The sequence below is a fragment of the Salinimicrobium sediminis genome (assembly GCF_900215295.1).
GTDB classification, from domain to species: Bacteria; Bacteroidota; Bacteroidia; order Flavobacteriales; family Flavobacteriaceae; genus Salinimicrobium; species Salinimicrobium sediminis.
On the sequence record NZ_OCMF01000001.1, the window covers coordinates 723,287 to 745,396 of the forward strand.

Annotated in this window: 19 protein-coding genes; 6 read left to right on the forward strand and 13 right to left on the reverse strand. The window is 40.6% G+C overall.

All coding sequences use genetic code 11. The features are described from left to right. Positions 1-21 precede the first annotated feature (21 nt). The 10 genes from CRO16_RS03320 to uvrC form a co-directional block, all read right to left on the reverse strand. Entirely contained in the window at positions 22-1,152 is a 1,131-nt protein-coding gene (locus CRO16_RS03320) for a hypothetical protein (RefSeq protein ID WP_143544406.1), read from the reverse strand. A 10-nt stretch (positions 1,153-1,162) separates the two neighbouring features. Beyond that, positions 1,163-3,700 carry a TonB-dependent receptor gene (locus CRO16_RS03325; RefSeq protein WP_097054911.1) on the reverse strand — a complete coding sequence of 846 codons (2,538 nt, stop codon included), beginning with the start codon at positions 3,698-3,700 and terminating at the stop codon, positions 1,163-1,165. Between the two features lie 185 nt (positions 3,701-3,885). Then, positions 3,886-5,520 carry a glucose-6-phosphate isomerase gene (gene pgi, locus CRO16_RS03330; protein WP_097054912.1) on the reverse strand — a complete coding sequence of 545 codons (1,635 nt, stop codon included), beginning with the start codon at positions 5,518-5,520 and terminating at the stop codon, positions 3,886-3,888. A 3-nt stretch (positions 5,521-5,523) separates the two neighbouring features. Further along, positions 5,524-6,765, reverse strand: coding sequence for a M23 family metallopeptidase (locus tag CRO16_RS03335; protein WP_179670477.1), 1,242 nt, complete (start codon positions 6,763-6,765; stop codon positions 5,524-5,526). Positions 6,766-6,777: 12 nt separating this feature from the next. Then, a complete protein-coding gene (locus tag CRO16_RS03340; RefSeq protein WP_097054914.1) occupies positions 6,778-7,734 on the reverse strand; it encodes a tryptophan 2,3-dioxygenase family protein in 957 nt (318 codons plus the stop codon). A 1-nt stretch (position 7,735) separates the two neighbouring features. Next, positions 7,736-8,509: a DUF3108 domain-containing protein gene (locus tag CRO16_RS03345; protein ID WP_097054915.1), complete on the reverse strand. Its 774-nt coding sequence runs from the start codon at positions 8,507-8,509 to the stop codon at positions 7,736-7,738. Positions 8,510-8,808: 299 nt separating this feature from the next. Continuing rightward, a complete protein-coding gene (gene hppD, locus CRO16_RS03350; RefSeq protein WP_097054916.1) occupies positions 8,809-9,945 on the reverse strand; it encodes a 4-hydroxyphenylpyruvate dioxygenase in 1,137 nt (378 codons plus the stop codon). An 84-nt stretch (positions 9,946-10,029) separates the two neighbouring features. Further along, entirely contained in the window at positions 10,030-11,190 is a 1,161-nt protein-coding gene (locus CRO16_RS03355; protein ID WP_097054917.1) for a homogentisate 1,2-dioxygenase, read from the reverse strand. Between the two features lie 99 nt (positions 11,191-11,289). Next, complete coding sequence (locus CRO16_RS03360; protein WP_097054918.1) at positions 11,290-13,515, reverse strand: patatin-like phospholipase family protein; 2,226 nt, start codon at positions 13,513-13,515, stop codon at positions 11,290-11,292. Then, positions 13,508-15,307: an excinuclease ABC subunit UvrC gene (gene uvrC / locus CRO16_RS03365; protein ID WP_097054919.1), complete on the reverse strand. Its 1,800-nt coding sequence runs from the start codon at positions 15,305-15,307 to the stop codon at positions 13,508-13,510. The genes CRO16_RS03360 and uvrC overlap by 8 nt, the downstream gene beginning before the upstream one ends. Positions 15,308-15,606: 299 nt before the next feature. Here uvrC and CRO16_RS03370 point away from each other — a divergent pair, with 299 nt between their 5' ends. The 6 genes from CRO16_RS03370 to CRO16_RS03395 are packed head-to-tail and all read left to right on the forward strand — an operon-like array spanning position 15,607 to position 20,369. Then, positions 15,607-16,038, forward strand: a complete 432-nt coding sequence (locus CRO16_RS03370) for an ATP-dependent zinc protease family protein (RefSeq protein ID WP_097054920.1) — start codon at positions 15,607-15,609, stop codon at positions 16,036-16,038. Further along, positions 16,028-16,900, forward strand: coding sequence for a 30S ribosomal protein S6--L-glutamate ligase (gene rimK / locus CRO16_RS03375; protein WP_097054921.1), 873 nt, complete (start codon positions 16,028-16,030; stop codon positions 16,898-16,900). Before CRO16_RS03370 ends, rimK begins: the two co-directional genes overlap by 11 nt. A 2-nt stretch (positions 16,901-16,902) precedes the next feature. Next, positions 16,903-17,904, forward strand: a complete 1,002-nt coding sequence (locus tag CRO16_RS03380; RefSeq protein ID WP_097054922.1) for a succinylglutamate desuccinylase/aspartoacylase family protein — start codon at positions 16,903-16,905, stop codon at positions 17,902-17,904. Further along, positions 17,879-18,451 (forward strand): 5-formyltetrahydrofolate cyclo-ligase, encoded by a 573-nt coding sequence (locus CRO16_RS03385; RefSeq protein WP_097054923.1) that lies wholly within the window; start codon positions 17,879-17,881, stop codon positions 18,449-18,451. Before CRO16_RS03380 ends, CRO16_RS03385 begins: the two co-directional genes overlap by 26 nt. Positions 18,452-18,498: 47 nt before the next feature. Then, positions 18,499-19,950, forward strand: a complete 1,452-nt coding sequence (locus CRO16_RS03390) for a PAS domain-containing sensor histidine kinase (protein ID WP_097054924.1) — start codon at positions 18,499-18,501, stop codon at positions 19,948-19,950. Positions 19,951-19,955: 5 nt separating this feature from the next. Next, positions 19,956-20,369 (forward strand): response regulator, encoded by a 414-nt coding sequence (locus tag CRO16_RS03395; RefSeq protein ID WP_097054925.1) that lies wholly within the window; start codon positions 19,956-19,958, stop codon positions 20,367-20,369. Here the strand turns inward: CRO16_RS03395 and CRO16_RS03400 are convergent. The 3 genes from CRO16_RS03400 to CRO16_RS03410 all read right to left on the reverse strand — a co-directional run bounded on the left by CRO16_RS03400 (position 20,366) and on the right by CRO16_RS03410 (position 22,105). Continuing rightward, positions 20,366-21,001: a lipoprotein signal peptidase gene (locus CRO16_RS03400; protein ID WP_097054926.1), complete on the reverse strand. Its 636-nt coding sequence runs from the start codon at positions 20,999-21,001 to the stop codon at positions 20,366-20,368. The genes CRO16_RS03395 and CRO16_RS03400 overlap by 4 nt on opposite strands. Before the next feature lie 34 nt (positions 21,002-21,035). Beyond that, positions 21,036-21,656 carry a hypothetical protein gene (locus CRO16_RS03405; protein ID WP_097054927.1) on the reverse strand — a complete coding sequence of 207 codons (621 nt, stop codon included), beginning with the start codon at positions 21,654-21,656 and terminating at the stop codon, positions 21,036-21,038. A 65-nt stretch (positions 21,657-21,721) separates the two neighbouring features. Further along, positions 21,722-22,105 carry a TraR/DksA family transcriptional regulator gene (locus CRO16_RS03410; RefSeq protein ID WP_097054928.1) on the reverse strand — a complete coding sequence of 128 codons (384 nt, stop codon included), beginning with the start codon at positions 22,103-22,105 and terminating at the stop codon, positions 21,722-21,724. Positions 22,106-22,110: the final 5 nt, after the last annotated feature.

Here is a 22,110-nt window from a genome sequence, read left to right on the forward strand (position 1 = left end):
TAAATTTGTTAGAAGAAGGATTTAGTTAGCAACCCATTCTCCACCTTGCTTAATTACACTTACAGATCGGGTAGAATAAGAACCTGAATAAGTAGTAACATTAACAACATATTTTTGACCTTCCGGTGCATTTGGATCAATTCTGTCAAGAATAATACCTACCGCTTCCACAAACATTTCATCTGTCCAGGCTGTAGTATATCCTGTACGGACCTCGAAGCTGGAATAACGCTTCACGTTAGCTGCAGGCTCAGGATACACACTTAGAAGTGCATCACCAACCACAGCGTAATCACCAGGTGCAAAGTTGTATATGATCGTATTATCTGGCTCCCAGGTTGTACCGTTGTGTCCAAACTGGAGAGTTTGCTCTACAAGTGCTCCAGGGGCTGTCCATTTTGTTCCGTCAAAGGTGAAAGTCTCAAGATTTTTCACAGTCTTTCCACCACCAATGTGACGAGCATACATTACGGTTTTTGTATCACCTTCCTGTGCATAGGGAAACCTCAAACGAAGGAAATTAGAAAGATCTGCGATAGCATCTTCTCTGTTAGAAAAGTTTGGAAATCTCTCTCCCATTTCAGTGTAGTCTTCTTTTGTCAAAGTAACTACTTCCATCCAGGTCTCACCATTATATACATGAGTAGTTGTTCTTGTAGAGGTACTACCTGCATAGTATTCATAGGTAAGTTCTACAGCATCACCTTCGGCAGCATCAGGATATTTATAGTCAAGGAACTTAACCATATCATCTGCGCTGTCAAAGTTGCCGTATTTAAATCCAAGTTCTTTATATTCTTCTGAGGTAACTTCATATTCTGTGAAATTAGTAACCTCAAAGTTAGGATTTTCAATAACGACAGTGACATTAGCAATAGATCCCTCACCCAATACAGGAAAACGTTCATTTAAAAAAGCTGGAATAGCAGCATTAGCAGCATCTAAAGAGGCGAAAAATTCATCCTCCAATCCTAAACCGCCCTTTTCAACAGAAGTGGTGTAATCATCCTCTGTAAGGACATATTCAACCGTTCCAAAATTTGGTTCAGCATCAATGGCAGCATTCACTTCTTCCTGAATGTCTTCCATAGGTTCACAGCCGGACAATAGTACCGCTGCAATCGTCATTAAAAAATAAACTGACTTTTTCATTTTAATTTTTTTAGAAGTTAAGTTTTAGTCCAACAGTGAAACTTCTTCCCCATCCATAATACACTCTGGATTTTTGGTAAGTCCCTGTTCCTCCATCTCTTGCAAAAGATACATATTCAGTATCAAATACGTTGTTAAGGTTTGCAATTAATAGTGCATCAAAACCTGCAAGATCAAATCCATGGGTAGCTCCAAAATCTACAAGACCATAAGCAGGAATTTCCCAGGCAGGTACTATTACTTCGGAAGTTTTTGAGTTTGGATCAAAATCTGCATAAAGATTGTCATTGTAAGTCCAATCTACTCTAAGACCGGTATTTTCAAATACATCCCAGTCTGCTCCAAGAGCAAAAGTAGTTTGTGCAGAACCTCCAACTTTAAGGTCTTCGATATAAACATCAATGGTTCTTACAACTTCTTGTTGCTCATCTATAATGTCAACTCCTGTTACGTTGTTCATCCATCTCCAGTCACCAAAAGAAGCCATACCTGTCAAGGTTAGGTTCTCAAAAGGACGAAAATCAACATCCATTTCAACTCCCTGGTGAAGTGCATTAATTCCAAGAATGTTAACAAATCCTACAGTCCCATCAGGTTGCTCGAAGCTAATTGGAAGAGTTCTGTCATTCCACTGGGTACGGTAAGCATTAAGGTTAACTCTCAGGTTAGTGGATCTAAATCCATATCCAAGTTCCGCACTAAAGATCTTTTGGTTTTCTGCATCAGCATTGATATCATTCCTGAAGTTTAGGAATACAGCATCAAAATCTGGCGCCTTTTCAAAATAACCAATGTTAGCAAATACGTTGTGATTTCCGGTAAGGTTATAGTTAGCACCCCCTTTAGCACTGTATCCAAAGAAGTTTTGATAATCTGTCTCTCTTTCAGGATCTGAATCAAGGTAGCTGAAGTAATCAAGTCTCTTATAACCGGTGTTTGAAGCAGCCACAGAGATAAAGGCAGAAAGGTCGTTTCTTGAATATTCAGCCTGAGCAAAAAGACCCGCCCAGTTTACAAAACCTTCATCATAATAACTGATCTTGTCTCCAACTTCAGCCATATTTAATGGATTGTTTTCGTTACTCCTGTCTATGGCAAAACGTCCTCCAAGAAGGTCGGTAAGCTCAGTATAATGTTCCCCTACATAATAACGAAGATCGGCTCCTCCAGTAAAGGTGATATCTTCTGAAAGTTCTGTAGTTAAAGTAGAAAGCGCACCATACCATTGGTGATTATTTCTTGAGGCTCTTAAATAGGTTTCTGAACCAAGAGCTCCGCGTGCTTCATTCTCATCTACAATTCTGTCAAGATCAATAGGTCCAAGTTCCCCGATTCTGTAGTCAGAATCAAGTCCGAACTTGTTTACTCCTGCCCATCCGCCACCGCCTCCGGTACCAAATGAAGCATAAAGTGCAGTAGAAAGTGTTGTAGCATCACTAATGTTCCAGTAGTGGTTTAAGCTCATCTGTGGTTTGTGGTAGAAGTTATCTTCAATGTGCTTAACCTCTCCATTAAGATAGCCCCAGTCTCCATTGAATCTGTCTCCTCTTTCGCTTCTTTCATAAACTGAAATCTCATGGGCATTTTGACGTTGCCCGTGATATTGTGGAGCACCAAATACTGTAAATGATAGTTGGTGATCTTCATTAAATTGTTTTGCGATGTTAAGGAAATAAGAATAAGCTTCAAATTCTGTAGCATCTACGTAACCGTCACCTGTGGTTTTAGAAGCAGAAATTGTAGCTGCCCATCCATTATCCAGTAAACCTGTAGAGACTGTTGCTCCGATTTTCTGACGGTTATAGGTTCCCATTTCATAAAAAAGATTTCCACCTTCTTCTGAATCGGTACTTTTTGTAACGATGTTAATTGTACCCCCAATAGAAGGCACAGCAACCTTAGAAGCTCCAAGACCACGCTGAACCTGCATAGAACGGGTAACATCTGAAAGACCTGCCCAGTTTGACCAGTAAACACGTCCATTTTCCATGTCGTTTACTGGGATACCATTGATCATCACCGCAATATTCTCAGAGTTAAATCCTCTCAAACGGATTTCAGAATCTCCAAAACCACCACCACCTTTGTGAGCATAAACCCCCGGGGTAGATTTTAGAATTTCAGGAAACTCCTGGCTTCCAAGCTGAGTCTCAATCTCTTCGGCCCTAATTGTAGAAACTGCAACCGGAGTTTTACGATCAATAGCTAAAGAGTAAGCAGTGATCACAATCTCGTCAAGAGCATCTGCATCAGGAGTAAATTGAATTCTTCCAAGATCAACAGTCTGACCGTTGGCTACTTTAAATTCTACTCTTTTAGTTTCAAAACCTACGTAGCTAATTTCAATAGTGCCGCTTGCCTTCTCCACTTCAAGACTAAAAACCCCACCAAAATCGGTGATCGTTCCATTGTTGGTTCCCACTACCCTTACGTTAGCACCGGGTAAAGGGGCTTCCATGTCAGCATCTATCACCGTACCGGTTACGACGCCTTGTGCAAAAATTGTAGCCGACGTTAAAAAAAACGCTAATGCTAAAAATTTCCTCATTGTGTAATTTGTTAGTTTGTGTTTAAAAAGTTGGTGCAAAAGAACAACTTTCTTTAAAAATATCCTTTAACTTAAGGTTAAGAATTTTTCACAAAAAGGAAGACGTTTTCAACAGTCTGCAAAATGAAACAACCCCCTGTTCTTCAGGAGGTTGCTCGAAATCTTAATAAAAAGCTAACTTGCTGTTATTGTTGAAGATAAAACTTTAACAGTTGTGAAGTAGAAGAATCATGCTCTGCAACCTTCTTTTCCTCTATTTCTTTCAAAATATTTGTAGCCAATTGCTTACCCAATTCCACGCCCCATTGATCATAACTGTATATGTTCCAGATAATACCCTGCACGAAGATCTGATGCTCGTATAGTGCTATTAACTTTCCAAGGCTTTCCGGAGTTAATTGATCGATGAGAATAGTGGTGGTGGGATGATTGCCCTTGAAGACCTTAAAAGGTAAAAGTTTTTCCACTTCAGAAGCCGGTGTTTTTTTAGATTCCAGTTCCTTTCTTACCTCCGGGGAACTCTTCCCCTGCAACAGCGCTTCTGTCTGTGCAAAGAAATTGGCCATCAACTTATTGTGGTGATCCTGTTCATTATGCAAAGATCTCCTGAAGCCAATAAAATCTGCGGGGATCAACTTTGTCCCCTGGTGGATCAACTGGAAGAAGGCATGCTGGGAATTGGTCCCGGGCTCCCCCCAAACTATGTTTCCGGTTTGATAGGTTACCTCATCCCCATTGCGATCCACTCCCTTACCGTTGCTTTCCATAATTGCCTGTTGTAAATAGGCAGGAAACCTGTGAAGATATTGGGTATAAGGAATGATTGCCTGTGTTTCAGCTTTAAAGAAGTTGTTGTACCACACCGTAAGCAATGCCAGTTGCACAGGAAGATTATCTTTAAAATCAGTTTCTTTAAAATGCCTGTCCATTTTACGGGCACCTTCAAGCAAAGCTTCAAAATTATTATAACCTACCGCGAGAGCTATAGATAATCCTACCGCACTCCAAAGCGAAAAGCGACCGCCAACCCAATCCCACATGGGGAAAATATTTTCGGTTTCGATTCCAAAATCCTCCACAGCCTTTACATTGCTGGACACGGCAATAAAGTGCTTCGCAACTGCCTCTGTAGGAGCTTTTCTGGTAAACCACTTTCTAATAGTATTGGAATTAGTAAGGGTTTCCTGGGTGGAAAAAGATTTGGAAACTATTACAAAAAGAGTGGTTTCAGGATTGAGATCCTTGATCACTTCCTGCACGTGATCTCCATCAACATTAGAAACAAAATGTATTTTAAGATGATTCCTGTAATGTTCTAAAGCTTCGGCCACCATCACAGGTCCAAGATCTGAACCTCCGATTCCAATGTTAACAATATCGGTAAAAGCTTTTCCTGTATAGCCTTTTTTAGCACCGGTTATGACAGAATAGCAAAAATTTTTGATCTTCTCCTTTACCTCAAAAACTTCAGGTATTACATTTTCACCATCAACCTTAATTAATGCGTCCTGCTCATCCCTAAGAGCGGTATGAAGTACAGCACGACCTTCGGTCTTATTAATGGTCTCTCCTTCAAAAAGAGCATTTATAGCTTCTTTTAAACCTGCTTCTTCAGCAAGCTGCAACAGCAGATCTTTGGTTTCGGCAGTGATAAGATTTTTGCTGTAATCTACATATAGATCCTCCCAGTTAAGGGTAAAAGCTTCGGCCCGTGCAGGATCATTTTTAAACTCCTGCTTTAGATCAAGATCTTTTATTCGATTATAATGCTCCTGTAATTTTTTCCAGCTTTCAGTTTGGGTAGGGTTGGTATTGGTCATTTTTTATATGGATTCTTTAAATTCTATCTGCCCTAACTCATCCTTCAACGGTTCAATAGTAGCAAAATAGGAAGGGATGTATTTATCTTCAATAGGCTCCGCCGAAGGGAGGTTCTGCCGGAAAGGATCAACCTGTACCCCATTCTTCCAGAAGCGATAGCATACGTGTGGTCCTGTTGCCAGCCCGGTACTTCCCACGTACCCTATTACTTCCCCCTGCTTTACCCTTTCCCCCTGCCTAACTGCGCGTTTAGACATGTGAAGGTATTGGGTAGTATAGGTATCATTATGCTTGATCTTCACATAATTTCCATTACCTGCGGTGTAGGAAGACGCAATAACTACCCCGTTTGCGGTACTTTTTATAGGAGTCCCATGAGCTGCGGCATAATCGGTTCCTTTGTGAGCTTTCCAGCGTTTTTGCACCGGATGGAACCTGTTTGGACTAAAGCGGGAAGATATTCTGAAGAAATCTAAAGGAGCCTTCAAAAAGAAACTTTGTAAAGGTCGTGCTTTTTCATCATAGTAATCTCTGCTACCCGCTACAGAATCCACCATGAAATTAAAAGCATAATAAGGTTTGTCCTCATGATAAAAGACTGCTGCTTCTATATTTTCGATACCGGCATAGATAGTATCATTAATGTACTTCTCATTATAAACCAGCTTAAACCGGTCTCCTTTTTGAAGCCTGAAGAAATCTATACTCCATTGATAAATATTGCTCATTTCATGAGCCAAGAGATAATTAAGACCAGCATCCTCCATAGCTTCAGAAAGACTGGAGTTGATCATTCCCGCAACAGTTTTCTTGGTAATAGTTACAGGTTTTTTGGCGGTATAGGCATTAATACTGTCTCTGAGATCAACCACGGTATAATTCACCAGGTCATTTTCATAGATAAAGGCTTTTGGCGTTTGTGCAGAATCCCTTTCCTTTAAAATGACATAAGGTTTCCCCACTACAATTCTTCGCGGATTCAAAGTGTCACGTACTTTATTCACAATTTCGAAGATCTTATTTGGATCCACCCCATGAGTGCCAAGGATCACCCCAAAACTGTCGCCATTGCGTATGGTATCTCTTACCACTTCATAGTCATTCAGAATAAACCCGTACTCATTGATTATGGCAGGTTCAGGTTTTTCCGTTTTAATGTTATCGGCTATTTCGTCATTTTTCGGCTGGTCATTGCAGGCCGTTAAGGCCATCATCAACATTAGCAGGTAACTAAATTTCTTCACTCTTTATGTTTTTTAATGTGTTATCAATTCTTCAACCCATTGCTTTCCCCAATCCTTCATTTCTTGGGTACTCCAAAGTTCAGGAAAAAATGTAATTTTTTGAAAACCAGGAGGTAAAAAATCCTTCCAGTTAGTTCCACCGGTTGCTTTTACAGCACCTTTCTTTAGCATTAAATATCTTTGCGCCGCACCTATATGCACAAGCAACCAATTCACATTCACTGCTACATCCAGGTTACGCAACGCCTCAATTAAGTCTTTATTGTTTTTTTCTCCCTCAGGAAGAGAATTATACAGTTCCAGCAAGGTTTTCCCTTCTAATTTTTTTGCGAGCCGTAGGAAAATTTCATCATATTTTTCCTCGAACTGTCTTAAAGTGAGTGTTTTTTCTCCGGTATCTGTACTAATACCGCCTCTCTTCCAATAAATATTTTGATAAACTTCTTCTAAATTCTTATTGCTACGGAAGTTTTCTCTATCGCCATGATGTACCAGGTTGTGCAGGGGGGTTGAATAGATCTCGATCATTCTGAATTGCCCTGACTGGAATCCGCTCGCCGGAAGCAGGGCCATTCTAAACTTCAGAAACTGGTCCTTTTCCATGCCGCGGATCATCACATCAAAAGAATTGGTTTGAATGCGAAAGTACCTTATGATCCTGTTGAGTTTTTGTATAAAAAAATCGGCTGTAAGGGATTTTTCTTCTACCAGCTGCTTTTGCTCGTGGAGAATGAGCTTAAAATAAAGTTCGGTGATCTGGTGGTACCCTATAAAGATCTCTTCGTCGGGAAAATGGGTTTTGGTGTTCTGAAGACTTAACAATGTATCCAGACTGATGTAATCCCAATAAGTCAAATACTTGTCATACAGAAGGCCGTCGAGATAAGACCCCAGATCCTGACCGGAATTTCTAAATTTTTCTTCCAGCTGCCGGACCTTTTCGGCTATCTCGGGATGTATTCCTTCCATGTTAATCCATTATTATATTTAAGGGATGTTTTAAACCTTTAAAAGCATCAATATCTGCATCCAGAGATCCAACTGCTAAATTGGCTTTAATTTTTATTGGCATACGATTTTTGTCATCGCTTACCCACATAGTTAATCCCTCTTTCTTTTCAAATACCCGTCCTGCAAGAACATAAGGCTGAAATTTTAGTGCCGCAATATTACCTAATTTTGTTTTTACTACCTCCCTTCCAAGGAATTTTAACTGGAAATCATGAATTTCATCGTCTAAAAACATTTTTATGCTGTGCATTTCTCCTGCCTCCAGTTCCTTTACATCAAGATTATTCCTTAAATGATAAAAGGAAGAGATCATATCCTGAACATTAGCCGGAATTTTATAAGTATTGCGTTCATTATGCTTACGATTAAAAACATGTGCGGCACCATTTTCATGGTCAAAATCCACTAAAAGATCTCTGGTATGACCTCCTTCATCAATTTGCCTAATAAACCTGAGAGGCATTCCTGTTTCCTTGTGCATAAAAGATTCATAATTATCATCTACTTTAAAGAAAACATGCACCATCCCAGTAGAATTACCTTTTCCTACCACGTGATAAACCGGTTGGTTTTTAAAGGTAGTTTCTTTTACTTCAAGAGTTGCAAAACCCGCATTGACCATTCCATAGTGGACTCTGAATCTAAACCATTCCCCATCCTGGAAAGCCTGGTGAGATTGTGCAGAGACATTAAGGGCTATAAGAGAAATTATAACTGCGAATATTTTTTTCATGTTTAAGTAGGTTTAACTCTTTATAGGCTTACAATTACAATTTCTATTCCAAAGGTATTAAAACGAAAAAACCCCGTCAATACAATGACGGGGTTTTTAATCTTATTAACCAACTAAAACTTAAATTATGAAAAAAAAGTAATTTTTTTTCCAACTTTGGTAACCACTCCAAAATTGCGGTGCAAAAGTCTTATATAAATCCTGTTATAACAACAGAAAAATTAACTTTAACTAAACACAATTGGGAATAATTTATTTTTAAGTTTCAGTTTACGATTTTATTAATAAAATAATTAAAATTACAAGGTTCCCCGCAACGTTTGCTCTCTTTCAATTGCTTCAAAAAGAGCTTTAAAATTTCCTTTCCCAAAGGATTGTGCTCCTTTTCGCTGAATGATCTCAAAGAACATGGTTGGACGATCTAAAACAGGTTTGGTAAATATCTGTAAAAGATAACCCTCATCATCGCGGTCTATTAACACTCCCAATTCCTTAAGCGGCTCCAGTTCTTCATCGATCTCTCCCACCCTGTCAAGAACATCGTCATAATAAGCCTCGGGCACATAAAGAAATTCCACGCCGCGGTCGCGTAAAGCAGTCACAGTCTCTATAATATTATCTGTCGCTACTGCGATATGTTGAACGCCTGCCCCGTTGTAGAAATCAATATATTCTTCTATCTGAGATTTCTTCTTTCCTTCAGCAGGCTCATTAATAGGAAATTTGATCCTTCCGTTTCCATTGCTCATCACTTTACTCATCAGAGCTGTATAGTCTGTAGAAATGTCTTTATCATCAAAAGACACCAATTGAGCAAAGCCCATTACTTTAGCATAGAACTCACACCATTTGTTCATTTCGTTCCATCCAACGTTACCAACCATATGGTCGATATACTTCAATCCCACATCTTTAACTTTGAAATTGGGCTTGTATTCTTTATAACCGGGAAGAAAAGGACCAGAGTAATTCTTTCTTTCCACAAAAATATGCACTGTCTCACCATAGGTATGGATTCCGGATAGAACCACATGACCGTGCTCGTCGCTCAACTCTCTTGGCTCAAAATAAGATTTTGCTCCTCTCTTGGTAGTTTCTTCATAGCTCTTACGGGCATCGTCAACCCATAGGGCAACAACTTTTACCCCGTCACCATGTTTGTCGATATGTTCATTGACCTCTCCTCCGGGTTGTAAAGGACTGGTAAGGACCAATCGAATTTTTCCCTGTTGTAAAACATATGAAACCCTATCTTTACTTCCAGACTCCAGACCGGAATAAGCTACCGGCTGGAATCCCCAGGCTTGTTGGTAATAAAAAGCAGCTTGCTTTGCATTGCCAACATATAATTCAACGTAATCTGTTCCCAGAAGCGGAAGAAAATCTTCGGCCTGGGGTACAGTTTTCTTTATTTGTGTGGTGTTTTCTGTAGACATAATTTTATTTTTTAAAGTCGCACTGCGATCTGTTTCTATTTCAATTAAACGGAATCCAAAGTTAATCTTTTTGGAAAGTTTGGATTAATGCTCCAGCCAGGATTGGTAATAAGTGTCATCGGCAATATCCATGGCATCTTTGGTCACCATAAGCGGCTTAAAAGTATCGACCATAACGGCAAGCTCGTCTGTTTTGGTTTTTCCGATACTCCTTTCTGCTGCCCCGGGATGTGGACCGTGAGGAATACCCGCAGGGTGAAGGGAAATATGTCCTTCTTCAATATCATTACGGCTCATAAAATCACCATCCACATAATACAGGACCTCATCGCTGTCAATGTTGCTGTGATTATATGGTGCAGGAATACTTTCAGGATGGTAATCATACAACCTGGGCACAAAGGAACACACTACAAAAGCATCTGTTTCAAAAGTTTGATGCACCGGTGGCGGCTGATGAATACGCCCCGTAATAGGTTCAAAATCGTGAATCGAAAAAGCATAAGGGTAATTGTACCCGTCATAACCCACTACATCAAAAGGATGTGAAGCATAGACCATATCAAAGATCTTTCCCTGCTTTTTGATCTTAATTAGAAATTCGCCATTTTCGTTATTCGTCTCTAACTCATAAGGCCGCCGGATATCCCGCTCACAAAAAGGGGAATGTTCCAACAGCTGCCCAAAATAGTTACGATATCTTTTTGGAGTATAAATTGGTCGGCGGGACTCTACTATAAATAAGCGGTTATTCTCATCATTAAAATCGAGTTTATAGATGGTCCCTCGGGGGATCATCAGATAATCTCCATATTTAAAATCCAGATTTCCCAGATGGGTTCGCAGTTTTCCGCTTCCCTTATGGATGAACAAAAGTTCATCTGAATCTGCATTTTTGTAAAAATAATCTTCCGTGGATTTCTGAGGGGCCGCCAGGGTGATATCGACATCAGAATTTGTCAAAACCACTTTTCTGCTCTTCAGGTAATCGGCTTCAGGTTTGATCTGAAAGCCTTTAAGCCGATAGGACTGAATATTTTTTTCAGTAGCTATTTTAGGCCTTACATCATAGCTGTCTTTAATCTCTTTGACCTGCGTAGGCCGCTGTTCGTGGTATATGTTAGAATACATTCCGTCGAAACCAATGGTTCCAAAAAGCTGCTCATAATAGAGGCTTCCATCAGGTTTCCTGAAGATGGTGTGTCTTTTATGCGGAATTTTTCCGAGGGTGTGGTAAAAAGGCATCTTTTTATCTTTTAATGAAAACGTTTTCGTAATTCGCCCTTTTAAAAGGACTAAACACAAATATCACTATTTTTTACGGGAAAACCAGTTAAGAGAGCCCTAAAACCAGAAACCCAAACTAAAATACCACTGACTTTCCTTCAGTTCCGGAGAAATGGAATATTTTATTTCCACCGGGCCCAGAAAGGTTTCCAGCCCATAACCTATTGCATAACCGGAATAATCTGGCCAGGTAAACCAGTCTCCTGTGCTGTAAAGGTCATTTTCGACATTGGCAAAATTTGCGCTTAGCACAAGGTGATTCTTCCGAAGAAAACGATAATCCAGCTCCACCAGACCCTTGATAAAACTGTCTCCCGATAATGAGATGTAAGGATACCCATAGAAAGAGGTGAAATTATTTATAAAATCATTTCCATACCCACCAAGGAAGAAGTCGAAGATATTATTCTGCCGGCTGCCAATTCTAAAACCCGCTTCAGAAGATATTTTCATAGTTAGCTTTTGAACAGGTGAAAAATTATAACCCAACTCTCCTTTGGCTACAGAAAAAGGTTCAAAAACCCCATTAAAGTCCGATGACAACAGGTACCAGTGAAAATCTCCGTTAAAGTAGACTCCTTTGGTGGGAAAATATTTATAATCCCGGTTGTCCAGAGTGAGATTTCCGAAGCTGCCGTAATAAGAACTTTTATCAAACACTCCGGTTGCTGGCTGCTCTGGCGTTGGGGTGCCGATGGTTTCTGAAGTGATGTCAAGATACTTATGTTCCAGGCCTATTCCAAAGGAAAAAACCTGTTTAAAAAGGGTTTCAACGTATAACTGATTGGTAAAATCCTCATAATCTATTTCAAGCTGATTTATTCCTCCAATGTCAATTCCTGCATTTTCCCTGGCAAAATCGAATGCTACACCCTGACTGAAACTATTGAACCTGGACCTTATTCCAAAACTCCAGTAGAATCCTTTATCTATGTAGTAATTGAAGTTATACCTGAAGTTATCTCCCAGGGCAACATCAAGAGAGGTAACATCATTGGCGAATAATAATCTTTTATGGGTAAGGTTGACCAAAGCCGCACTTTGGTAAACATTATCGTAGTGAAGTCCTAACCTCAACAAGGTCTTGTTTGGATTTTCCTCCAGTTGTAACGCCAGTACATAACCTTCATTAAGAGGCACCAGCCTGTAATTTATTCTGTTAAAATTCTTAGTCGCCGAAAGGTTATTGATCCCAAGGCTAAGATCTTTGTAAGTAACTGTGGCAGGAAATTGCAGTTTTAATTTCCCCAACACGTAAGCCCGGGGATAAGAGTTATTACCCTCAATTCGCAAATTGGTAATGTACAGTGAGTCCACTCCGGGTTCCAGTCTCACCTGCCTGGAGCTTTTGGATTGCTTTGCAGCAATTTCCTTCAAGACTTCCATATGTGAACGCGCTGCCTGCTCCCCACTTTGAATAATTTCTGCACCTTTTTCAAAAGACATTACCGAAAAATCTGTAATGTCCGGTTTAATAAAGACATCTGTTTTTTCAATCTTTTCGGTCATATCTGCAATGGTACGAAAGTTACTCACCTGGGTAAGGATCTCAAAGACCGATCTTAGTTCTTCCCTTGCCATTAGCGTATCCTGCACATCAACTCCTATGATCAACTCTGCTCCCCGTTTGCGCAGTTCTTCTACAGGATAATTATTTACAACCCCACCATCTGTAAGAAGCCTGCCATCTATCAATACAGGATTAAACAAACTGGGGATAGCTGAACTGGCCGATATCGCCTGCGGGAGATGACCGCTGTCAAGAATTACCTCTTCTCCGGTTTCAACATCGGTTGCTACAGCAAAAAACGGAATAGGCATTTCACTGAAATCCTGTTGATCTTTAAGGTGCAGGGTCAATTTAGACATCAAATTATACACGTTTTGTCCACGTGAAAGCGCAGACGGAAACGAGACGTCAAAATTGTCAAAAGGCAAGGTGATGGCATATCTCTCAGAATCTCTTTTTTCATAGAAGGTCTTTGCTGCCCGGGGCAATTCATCCTGGATAAGAATATTGAAATTGGTCCTCTGGAATATGCTGTCGAGCTGGTGTGCGCTATATCCTGCGGAATAAAGGGAACCAATAATGGCGCCCATACTGGTCCCGCCTATATAGTCTATCCTTACCCCTGCTTCTTCCAGAACTTTAAGCACCCCTATATGAGCTAAACCCTTGGCGCCACCGCCACTTAGAACCAATCCCACCTTAGGATCCTCCTCCTGTGAAAGTCCCGGCAGGGTAATCAATAAGAGGAGAATAAGGAAGGTTTTTTTAAGCATTTTCGGGATGATAATAATTATAGATAATGGAAGCCTTTGATTTTCCTATGACCGAAGATAAGCTTTCCAGAGAAGCTTCTTTCACCCTTTTTAAAGACCTGAAATTTGTTAGCAGTTCCACCACCGTCTTTTCCCCTATTCCCGGAATTTCTTCCAACTCAGTATTCAAAGCAACACTACTTCGTTTTTGCCGGTGAAAGGTGATCCCAAACCGATGGGCTTCATTTCTTAGATGCTGTATGATCTTTAAAGTTTCAGATTTTTTGTCTAAATACAGCGGAATAGAATCCCCGGGATAAAATATCTCCTCCAGACGTTTAGCAATTCCGATTATAGCAATTTTCCCGCGAAGGCCCAGAGTTTCCAGCGCCTTCACTCCGGAAGATAACTGGCCTTTACCTCCATCCACTATGATCAACTGCGGCAAGGACTCCCCTTCCTCCAATAATCTTCGGTATCTTCTAAAGACCACTTCCTCCATAGAAGCAAAATCGTTTGGACCTTCCACAGTTTTAATATTGAACTTGCGGTAATCTTTTTTGCTGGGTTTTCCATCTTTAAAAACCACGCAAGCCGCCACAGGATTAGTGCCCTGTATATTCGAGTTGTCAAAACATTCTATATGCCGCGGTTCCTCGGGCAGCCGAAGATCCTGCTTCATTTGAGCCATTACCCTGTTCACATGCCTGTCCGGATCCACGATCTTCATCTGTTTAAACCGTTCCTGTCTAAAATATTTTGCGTTACGGGTGGAGAGGTCTACAATTTGCTTTTTGTCCCCCAACTTGGGCACCGTTACTTTAAGATCCTCCCCCACCTCAACTTTAAACGGAACATAGATCTCCCGGGTAATTGAATTAAAACGTTGCCTTATTTCGGTAATTCCCAGCTCCAGCAACTCCTTGTCACTTTCTCCCAACTTCTTCTTCATTTCAATAGTATGAGACCTTATGATCGCTCCGTGCGACAGCTGTAAAAAATTGACATAGCCGTAACCTTCATCGCTCACAATGGAAAAAACATCCACGTTATTGATCTTTGGGTTTACCACGGTCGACTTCGCCTGATAGTTCTCCAAAATGTCAATTTTTGTCTTGATCTTCTGGGCTTCTTCGAATTCCATTCTTTCCGCATGTTCCCTCATCTGCTGCCGAAACTGCTGTAAGGACTCTTTAAAATTACCTTTTACGATCTGTCTTATGGCTTCGATCTTTTTCTGATAGTCAGCTTCAGATTCATAAGCTTCACAAGGCCCCAGGCAATTGCCCAGATGGTATTCAAGACAGACCTTATATTTCCCATTCCTGATCTTTTCTTCAGAAAGGTCATAATTACAGGTACGTAAAGGATAAAGACCTTTAATAAGATCCATCAAAGTATGAATGGTCTTAAAACTGGTATAGGGGCCATAGTATTCACTACCGTCCTTTACCAGCTTTCGGGTAGGGAACACCCGGGGAAAACGTTCATTTTTGATACAGATCCAGGGATAGGTCTTATCATCTTTCAGCATCACATTAAAGCGGGGCTGATGCTTTTTGATGAGGTTGTTCTCCAGTAAAAGCGCATCGGTTTCCGAAGAAACCACGATATGTCTTATCTCCTGGATCTTTTTTACCATCACCCTTATGCGATGGCTGTCATTGTTCTTGTTGAAGTACGAAGCAACCCTTTTTTTCAGGTTTTTGGCCTTGCCCACGTAAAGGATCCTTCCGTTTTTATCAAAATATTGATAGACTCCCGGGTTCTCCGGAAGCGTTTTGATCTGCAGCTCCAGTTTGCTTTCCTCCATTGTTCCAAAGGTAAAATATAAAAAGCTGAAGGCAGAAACCTACATCTTCAAAAATGTTAAATTTTCACTAATTTCCGGAAGGGAAAAGTCAGAAAAAAATGATTTTAGGCTTTCAGAAAAATTCGGAATTCCTACAGAAAAAATGAAAGCACCTGCTCCTGAAGAGCACAGAAATTTTTCTAAAAGGCAAATCTGTGGGGAGATGAAAGGTGGTTTATGGAATAACCTCCTGATGTTGAGGAAATATATTTTCAGAAATACTTAAGATTTTAAAAATCTGCTTTTAGTACCTTGCAAATATGGAAAAAATTACCATTGGCCGTTTTGACAAGGCAGATTTCCCCGATCTGCACCTCGAAGACATTGCGGTTAAAGTCGATACCGGCGCCTACACTTCCTCCATCCACTGCGATCATATTGTTGAAGAAAAAGGAGTGCTAAAATGCACTTTTTTGGATGATGAACACCCGCTGTACAACGGGAGGACGTTCAAATTCACAGATTATGATATTGTTTTTGTCAAGAGCAGCAATGGGATTGTTCAAAAAAGATATCAGATCCAAACGACCATTACTATGTTTGGAAAAACAAGAAAAATTTCTCTCTCATTATCTGCGCGGCAGGAAATGAGATTTCCTGTACTTTTGGGCCGCAGGTTTATCACCCGCAAGTTCGTAGTTGATACCGAATATTACGATCTTTCTTATAAGAAAAAGAAGAATGAACATTAAGATCTTATCCAGGAATAGTAGCCTCTATTCCACCCAACGTCTCATTGAGGCAGCAAAAAAAAGGCATCATGAGGTAGAAGTCATTGATCCACTCAAATGTGACCTCATTATAGAAAAAAAACATCCCAGCATTTATTATAAGGGCCGGCATATTGAAGATGCCGATGCCGTGATCCCAAGGATTGGTGCTTCTGTCACCTTCTACGGAACTGCGGTAGTACGCCAGTTTGAAATGATGGGCGTTTTCTCCACAACCGAATCTCAATCGCTGGTGAGAAGCCGGGACAAATTAAGAAGTCTACAGGTGTTGTCAAGGGCAAGACTGGGTCTTCCAAAAACCGTTTTTACCAATTATTCGAAAGATGTAGGTGAAGTTATTGACCATGTTGGCGGGGCTCCTTTGATCATTAAACTTTTAGAAGGCACCCAGGGGCTTGGGGTTGTCCTTGCCGAAACCAAAAACGCTGCCGAATCTGTAATCGAAGCCTTTAACGGGTTGCAGGCGCGGGTGATCGTTCAGGAATTTATCAAAGAAGCCGGCGGAGCAGATATTCGGGCATTTATTGTTGACGGCCACGTCGTGGGCGCCATGAAAAGACAGGGAAAAGAAGGGGAATTCCGTTCCAATCTGCACAGAGGAGGATCGGCTTCGATCATCCAGCTTACAGATGAGGAAGAAAATGCCGCCATCAAAGCTGCCAAGGCCATGGGTCTTGGAGTAGCCGGGGTGGATATGTTACAAAGTTCCCGCGGACCCCTGATCCTGGAAGTAAATTCTTCCCCGGGACTTGAAGGCATTGAACATGCCACGGGAAAAGATATTGCTAAATCTATAATTCGTTATATTGAACGAAACGTTTAAGCATGGCATTTATAGATGAACACAATGTTCTCGAACTATTAGGCAAAAGGATACCTCCCGGAAAAAGCGCCACCCTCAATTTTAATATGGCAAAACTTTACACTACCACTCATGTGGAGGTGCCAATTATTATTGAACGTTCCAAAAAACCAGGACCTGTAGTTCTTATCACAGCAGGCATTCATGGAGATGAGATTAACGGGGTAGAGGTAGTAAGGCAGTTAATTGTAAAGGAGATCAATAAACCTTCCAAAGGTACTGTGATCTGCATTCCTATAATTAATGTTTTTGGCTTCCTCAATATGACCAGGGAATTTCCTGATGGCCGCGACCTGAACCGGGTCTTCCCGGGTTCCAAAAATGGATCTTTGGCGAGTCGTTTTGCATACCAGTTCGTACAGAAGATTCTTCCGGTAGCCGATTTTTGTATAGACTTTCACACCGGAGGTTCCAGTAGATTTAATGCCCCCCAAATAAGGATCAAAAAAGGGGAAGAAATGGCAATGCACTATGCCCGGATATTTAATGCTCCTTTCACAATAGTTTCCAGGACCATTTCGAAATCCTACAGAGAAACCTGTGCAAAACAGGGAAAACCGGTACTGCTTTTTGAAGGTGGAAAATCCAGGGATAGCAATAAGAGTATAGCTAAACACGGCGTGGAAGGAGTGATGAGGATCCTGGCACATTTTGAAATGCTCAAACCTAAATTCGAGATCCCTGATCCTATAGGGGAAACTATACTTATAGAGTACAGCAGTTGGATGCGCGCCAAATACAGCGGACTATTGCATGTAAAAATCCCTTGCGGCAAACATGTTGAAAAAGGAGAATATATCGCGACTATTACCGATCCCTACGGGAAACTGCGGCATAAGGTAAAAGCACCCAACACCGGCTATATCATCAATGTGAACGAATCTCCAATAGTATACCAGGGAGATGCAATCTTTCATCTTTCAGTTTCAAAGGAAACCTATGAACAAGAAGCAGCTGAGGATTAGATATAAGAAATTCAGGGAAGAACTTTCTCCTGAAGATGTGGAAGAAGGCAGTATGAAAATTGCCAATAATCTTATTGGCTTACCTATCTGGAGACATTCCTATTACCATATTTTTTTAAGTATTTCAGAAAAGCGAGAGGTAGATACACAGGCGATCCTGCACATACTTCAGGGAAAGGATAAGAACGTTGTGCTTTCAAAAGCCGACTTTAAAAGCGGAACGTTATCACACTTTTTACTTACAGATTCCACTGTGATCAAAGTAAATGATTGGGGAATTCCCGAACCTGTTGAAGGCATAGAAATTCCTGCAGAAAAAATTGATGTTGTTTTCGTTCCACTCCTCGTTTTTGATGAAAAAGGAAACCGAATAGGCTACGGAAAAGGCTTTTATGATCGTTTTCTATCCCAATGTGCCCCTAATGTTTTGAAGATAGGACTTTCCTTTTTTGAAGCCGAAAAAGAGATAGAGGATGTAAGTCCTCTTGATGTCCCCCTGGATTACTGTGTAACTCCGGAAAGAATATATGATTTTAAAAATTTGTAAACCATCAGGTTTTCAATTACTTTTAGTGCAATTAACGGAACCCTTTAATGCTAAACGACCTCCAGTTAAACAGTATTTTAGAAGATTTTGATGTTGCTTACTGGAAGATCAACCTCCTCACCAAAGAGATCTCCTGGTCTCAGCATTTTAACTACCTCATAGGAAATCCCGATCCCGGTCCCAATAAATTTGAGTTTTTCCTTGAAAATATTTTGCACAGGGACTATCGATATGACTTTAGAGAGCATTTTGAAGGCCTCACCACCCGTTTTAAACCTTTTACTGCCGAAGTACGCCTTAAACTGGAAAACGGCAAATATCGCTGGTTTGAGTGCCGCAACTTAAAAAGCAAGGACAAAGGATTTTCTGATGCTGCCGTACTTCTGTTTGTAAACATTCACCAGGCGAAAAGGGATCAATATACCATTGAAGAGAATTTCTTTTACTACCGGGAAACAGCAGAGATGACCTCAACCGGCGGCTGGTACCTTGATGTGAACACAAATGCCGTTTATTGGGACAATGTCACTAAAAAGATCCTGGATTGCCCAATGGATTATGAACCGAACCCAGAAGATAAAATGCGATTCTATGCAGCAGAGCATCATGGGAAGGTGGAGAACATGTTTAAGAAGTGTTCCAAATTCGGGATCCCTTTTAAGGTGGAGATCAAGATGCGAACCCTGCACAACAGGGAGTTTTGGGTAAGAGCAACGGGAAAACCGGTTTATAATAATGAGCAGGAGATCATTGGGATAAGGGGAGTTTACCAGGATATTGATGAACAAAAGACCAACGAACTCAATCTTCAGAATTCCCTGGACATTATTGCCTCCCAAAATTCAAGGCTTTTCAATTTTGCACATATTGTGTCACACCAGCTTCGGTCACACAGCAGTAACCTTAGCCTTATATCACAGTTACTGAGAGAAGCTAAAACTTCCGAAGATAAACTGGACCTGCTCATCAATGTAAATGACATTTCAGAAAATCTTGAAGAAGCAATAAAAGATCTCAATGAGGTGGTGACCCGGCAAAACAACCTAACAAAAGAAAAACAGCTCGTAAAATTCAAAGATGCTCTGGATGTGGTAATTGCGTCTACTTCTTCATTAATTAAACGGGAAAATGCGGAGATCATCGCCGAATTTGATGCCTTGAACGAAATAAACTACATTTCGGAGTATCTGGAGAGTATTTTATTAAATTTGATTACAAATGCCATAAAATATAAGTTCAAAGGCAGGAGACCCGTTATTTATATCCAAAGCTATAAGGAGCATGGAGAGAATTTCCTGGAGGTAAGTGACAATGGAATGGGGATCGACCTGGATGAGCATGGAGATAAAATGTTCGGAATGTATAAGACTTTTCACCGTCATCCCGAAGCCAATGGAATTGGTCTTTTTATCACAAAAAATCAGGTAGAGGCAATGGGTGGAAACATTTCTGTCACCAGCACGGTAAATATTGGCACGACCTTTAAAATCAAATTCTAAATATTATGGATCATCCAATAGAGCTTGCCTGCATCATTGATGATGACAAGATCTACGTCAACCTGGTTAAAAAGATCATCGAGATCAAGAAACTTTCCCAGAACCTTATCATCTTCAAAAATGGAAAAGAAGCCCTGGATTATTTTAAGGCAATTCTGGAAAATGTAAGTGAAGAGCGCCTGCCCGATATCATCTTTTTGGATCTTAATATGCCAGTAATGGACGGTTGGGAATTCCTGAGTGAATTTGTTAAAATCAAGAATAGCTTCAATAAGAAAATTACGCTCTATGTGGTGAGTTCGTCTATTGATCCCCGTGACCTGGAAAGGGCAAAATCCTTCAACATGGTCACAGATTACCTTATTAAACCTATTGAACTAAAACGGTTCGAGAAGATCTTTGAAAGAGATGTAGCTTAACTTTCCACTTTTGCGGAATGCTTCTTTTCCTTTTCCTCATGAGGAAATACCTTCTTGTTAAAGATGATCAATAGGAAGAAACCAACAGTTATAGCGGAATCTGCAATATTAAAGACAGGTTCAAAAAAGGTAAAATATTCTCCTCCCCAAAAAGGGATCCACTCCGGAAGATATCCGGACCACAGCGGGAAATACAACATATCCACAACATGCCCATATAACAAAGGGGCATAACCTCCACCTTCGGGCATAAATTCTGCCACCTGATTGTAACTGTGATCGAAGATCACACCGTAGAATACGGAATCTATGATATTACCCACGGCTCCTGCAAATATCAAAGCAATTGCAGTTATGAGAATTTTGGAACCATTCTTCCTGATGGAATCCCACAACCAGTAACCTATAAAAGGTACGGCAATAAGCCTGAAAGTTGTGAGCAGTAATTTTCCATATTCCCCGGGAATTTGTGCTCCCCACGCCATGCCCTTATTTTCAACAAACAAGATCCTGAACCATTCAAAAACCCTTATCTCATCCCCCAACATAAAATTGGTCTTGATATAGAATTTTGAGACCTGATCTATGATCAGGATAACAACAATAATGGCAGAGGCTTGTTTTAAGGACATTTAGAATTTTTTGAACGGGGCAAAAATACTAATATTATTTAGTTTCAGTAAGCTTTATATCCCCGTTGATGCTGGTTAATACCATTTTATGAATTCCATGGGAATTTTGGGGCACTTCAACCTGCCCATGACGGGAATTTGCTTCAGAAGTAAAATTACGGGCGCTGCCAAGAATATTTCCTTCGTAGGTGTTCACTACAGCCGCTCCTTCAAAATCTTCAAAGTAACAGGAGCCTGTTTTCAACTGGATCAACACACTTTCATAAGAGCCTGTAAGAAAAACAGAAGCCACATTGGAATTTACCTCCACCACAAGATTTTCGGGGATCTCCAGTTCAACTTCCATGGAAAACACTTTATGTGCGCTCAGCTTATCATAGCCGCTTTGCAGGATCTCCCTAAACCTGGATTTCAAAAACAGGGTTTGATTCCGCCTTTCCACATCAAGGTTAATATCATTATAGTATTCGCCTTCTGTATCTGTGACAATCCTTATCTCTGTACCCGGATGCGTGCTGATCTTGATACTATAGATCTCATCACTGGAGAGCACGATCTTATCAAGATCTCCTGCCTCGATCACATGAGTGGTATGCTTCTGAGCTGCAGCAGTAAAGCCCAGCAGTAGAATTAGTAGAGAAAAAAAGAATTTCATGTTTCTGTCAAAACAAAAAACGCTCCAAACCGATGGCAGGAGCGTTTTATAAGTATGTAGACTTGTTATCGCTGCATATTTTTTGCTTCAATGCTCAACGTAGCATGCGGTACCAGTTTAAGCCTTTCTTTGGCAATTAATTTCCCTGTTACCCTACAAATCCCATAAGTTTTGCTTTCAATACGCACAAGCGCATTTTTAAGATCACGAATAAATTTCTCCTGCCGAATAGCCAATTGAGAATTCGCCTCTTTACTCATCGTCTCGCTGCCTTCTTCAAAGGCCTTGAACGTAGGTGAGGTATCATCTGTACCATTGTTTCCGTCATTCATGTAGGCGCTCTTGTAAAGTTCCAGCTGTTCCTTCGCCTTTTCGATTTTGGCAAGGATCAATGTCCTGAATTCCGCCAGCTCTGCGTCGCTGTAGCGTTCTTTTACTTCTGTTGACATAGTTC

Excerpts from the sequence above, each read along its gene's own strand:
- CRO16_RS03320 (WP_143544406.1), bottom strand. The coding sequence starts at position 1,152 with ATGAAAAAGTCAGTTTATTTTTTAATGACGATTGCAGCGGTACTATTG.
- CRO16_RS03325 (WP_097054911.1), bottom strand. The coding sequence starts at position 3,700 with ATGAGGAAATTTTTAGCATTAGCGTTTTTTTTAACGTCGGCTACAATT.
- pgi (WP_097054912.1), bottom strand. The coding sequence starts at position 5,520 with ATGACCAATACCAACCCTACCCAAACTGAAAGCTGGAAAAAATTACAG.
- CRO16_RS03340 (WP_097054914.1), bottom strand. The coding sequence starts at position 7,734 with ATGGAAGGAATACATCCCGAGATAGCCGAAAAGGTCCGGCAGCTGGAA.
- CRO16_RS03345 (WP_097054915.1), bottom strand. The coding sequence starts at position 8,509 with ATGAAAAAAATATTCGCAGTTATAATTTCTCTTATAGCCCTTAATGTC.
- hppD (WP_097054916.1), bottom strand. The coding sequence starts at position 9,945 with ATGTCTACAGAAAACACCACACAAATAAAGAAAACTGTACCCCAGGCC.
- CRO16_RS03355 (WP_097054917.1), bottom strand. The coding sequence starts at position 11,190 with ATGCCTTTTTACCACACCCTCGGAAAAATTCCGCATAAAAGACACACC.
- CRO16_RS03360 (WP_097054918.1), bottom strand. The coding sequence starts at position 13,515 with ATGCTTAAAAAAACCTTCCTTATTCTCCTCTTATTGATTACCCTGCCG.
- uvrC (WP_097054919.1), bottom strand. The coding sequence starts at position 15,307 with ATGGAGGAAAGCAAACTGGAGCTGCAGATCAAAACGCTTCCGGAGAAC.
- CRO16_RS03370 (WP_097054920.1), top strand. The coding sequence starts at position 15,607 with ATGGAAAAAATTACCATTGGCCGTTTTGACAAGGCAGATTTCCCCGAT.
- rimK (WP_097054921.1), top strand. The coding sequence starts at position 16,028 with ATGAACATTAAGATCTTATCCAGGAATAGTAGCCTCTATTCCACCCAA.
- CRO16_RS03380 (WP_097054922.1), top strand. The coding sequence starts at position 16,903 with ATGGCATTTATAGATGAACACAATGTTCTCGAACTATTAGGCAAAAGG.
- CRO16_RS03385 (WP_097054923.1), top strand. The coding sequence starts at position 17,879 with ATGAACAAGAAGCAGCTGAGGATTAGATATAAGAAATTCAGGGAAGAA.
- CRO16_RS03390 (WP_097054924.1), top strand. The coding sequence starts at position 18,499 with ATGCTAAACGACCTCCAGTTAAACAGTATTTTAGAAGATTTTGATGTT.
- CRO16_RS03395 (WP_097054925.1), top strand. The coding sequence starts at position 19,956 with ATGGATCATCCAATAGAGCTTGCCTGCATCATTGATGATGACAAGATC.
- CRO16_RS03400 (WP_097054926.1), bottom strand. The coding sequence starts at position 21,001 with ATGTCCTTAAAACAAGCCTCTGCCATTATTGTTGTTATCCTGATCATA.
- CRO16_RS03405 (WP_097054927.1), bottom strand. The coding sequence starts at position 21,656 with ATGAAATTCTTTTTTTCTCTACTAATTCTACTGCTGGGCTTTACTGCT.
- CRO16_RS03410 (WP_097054928.1), bottom strand. The coding sequence starts at position 22,105 with ATGTCAACAGAAGTAAAAGAACGCTACAGCGACGCAGAGCTGGCGGAA.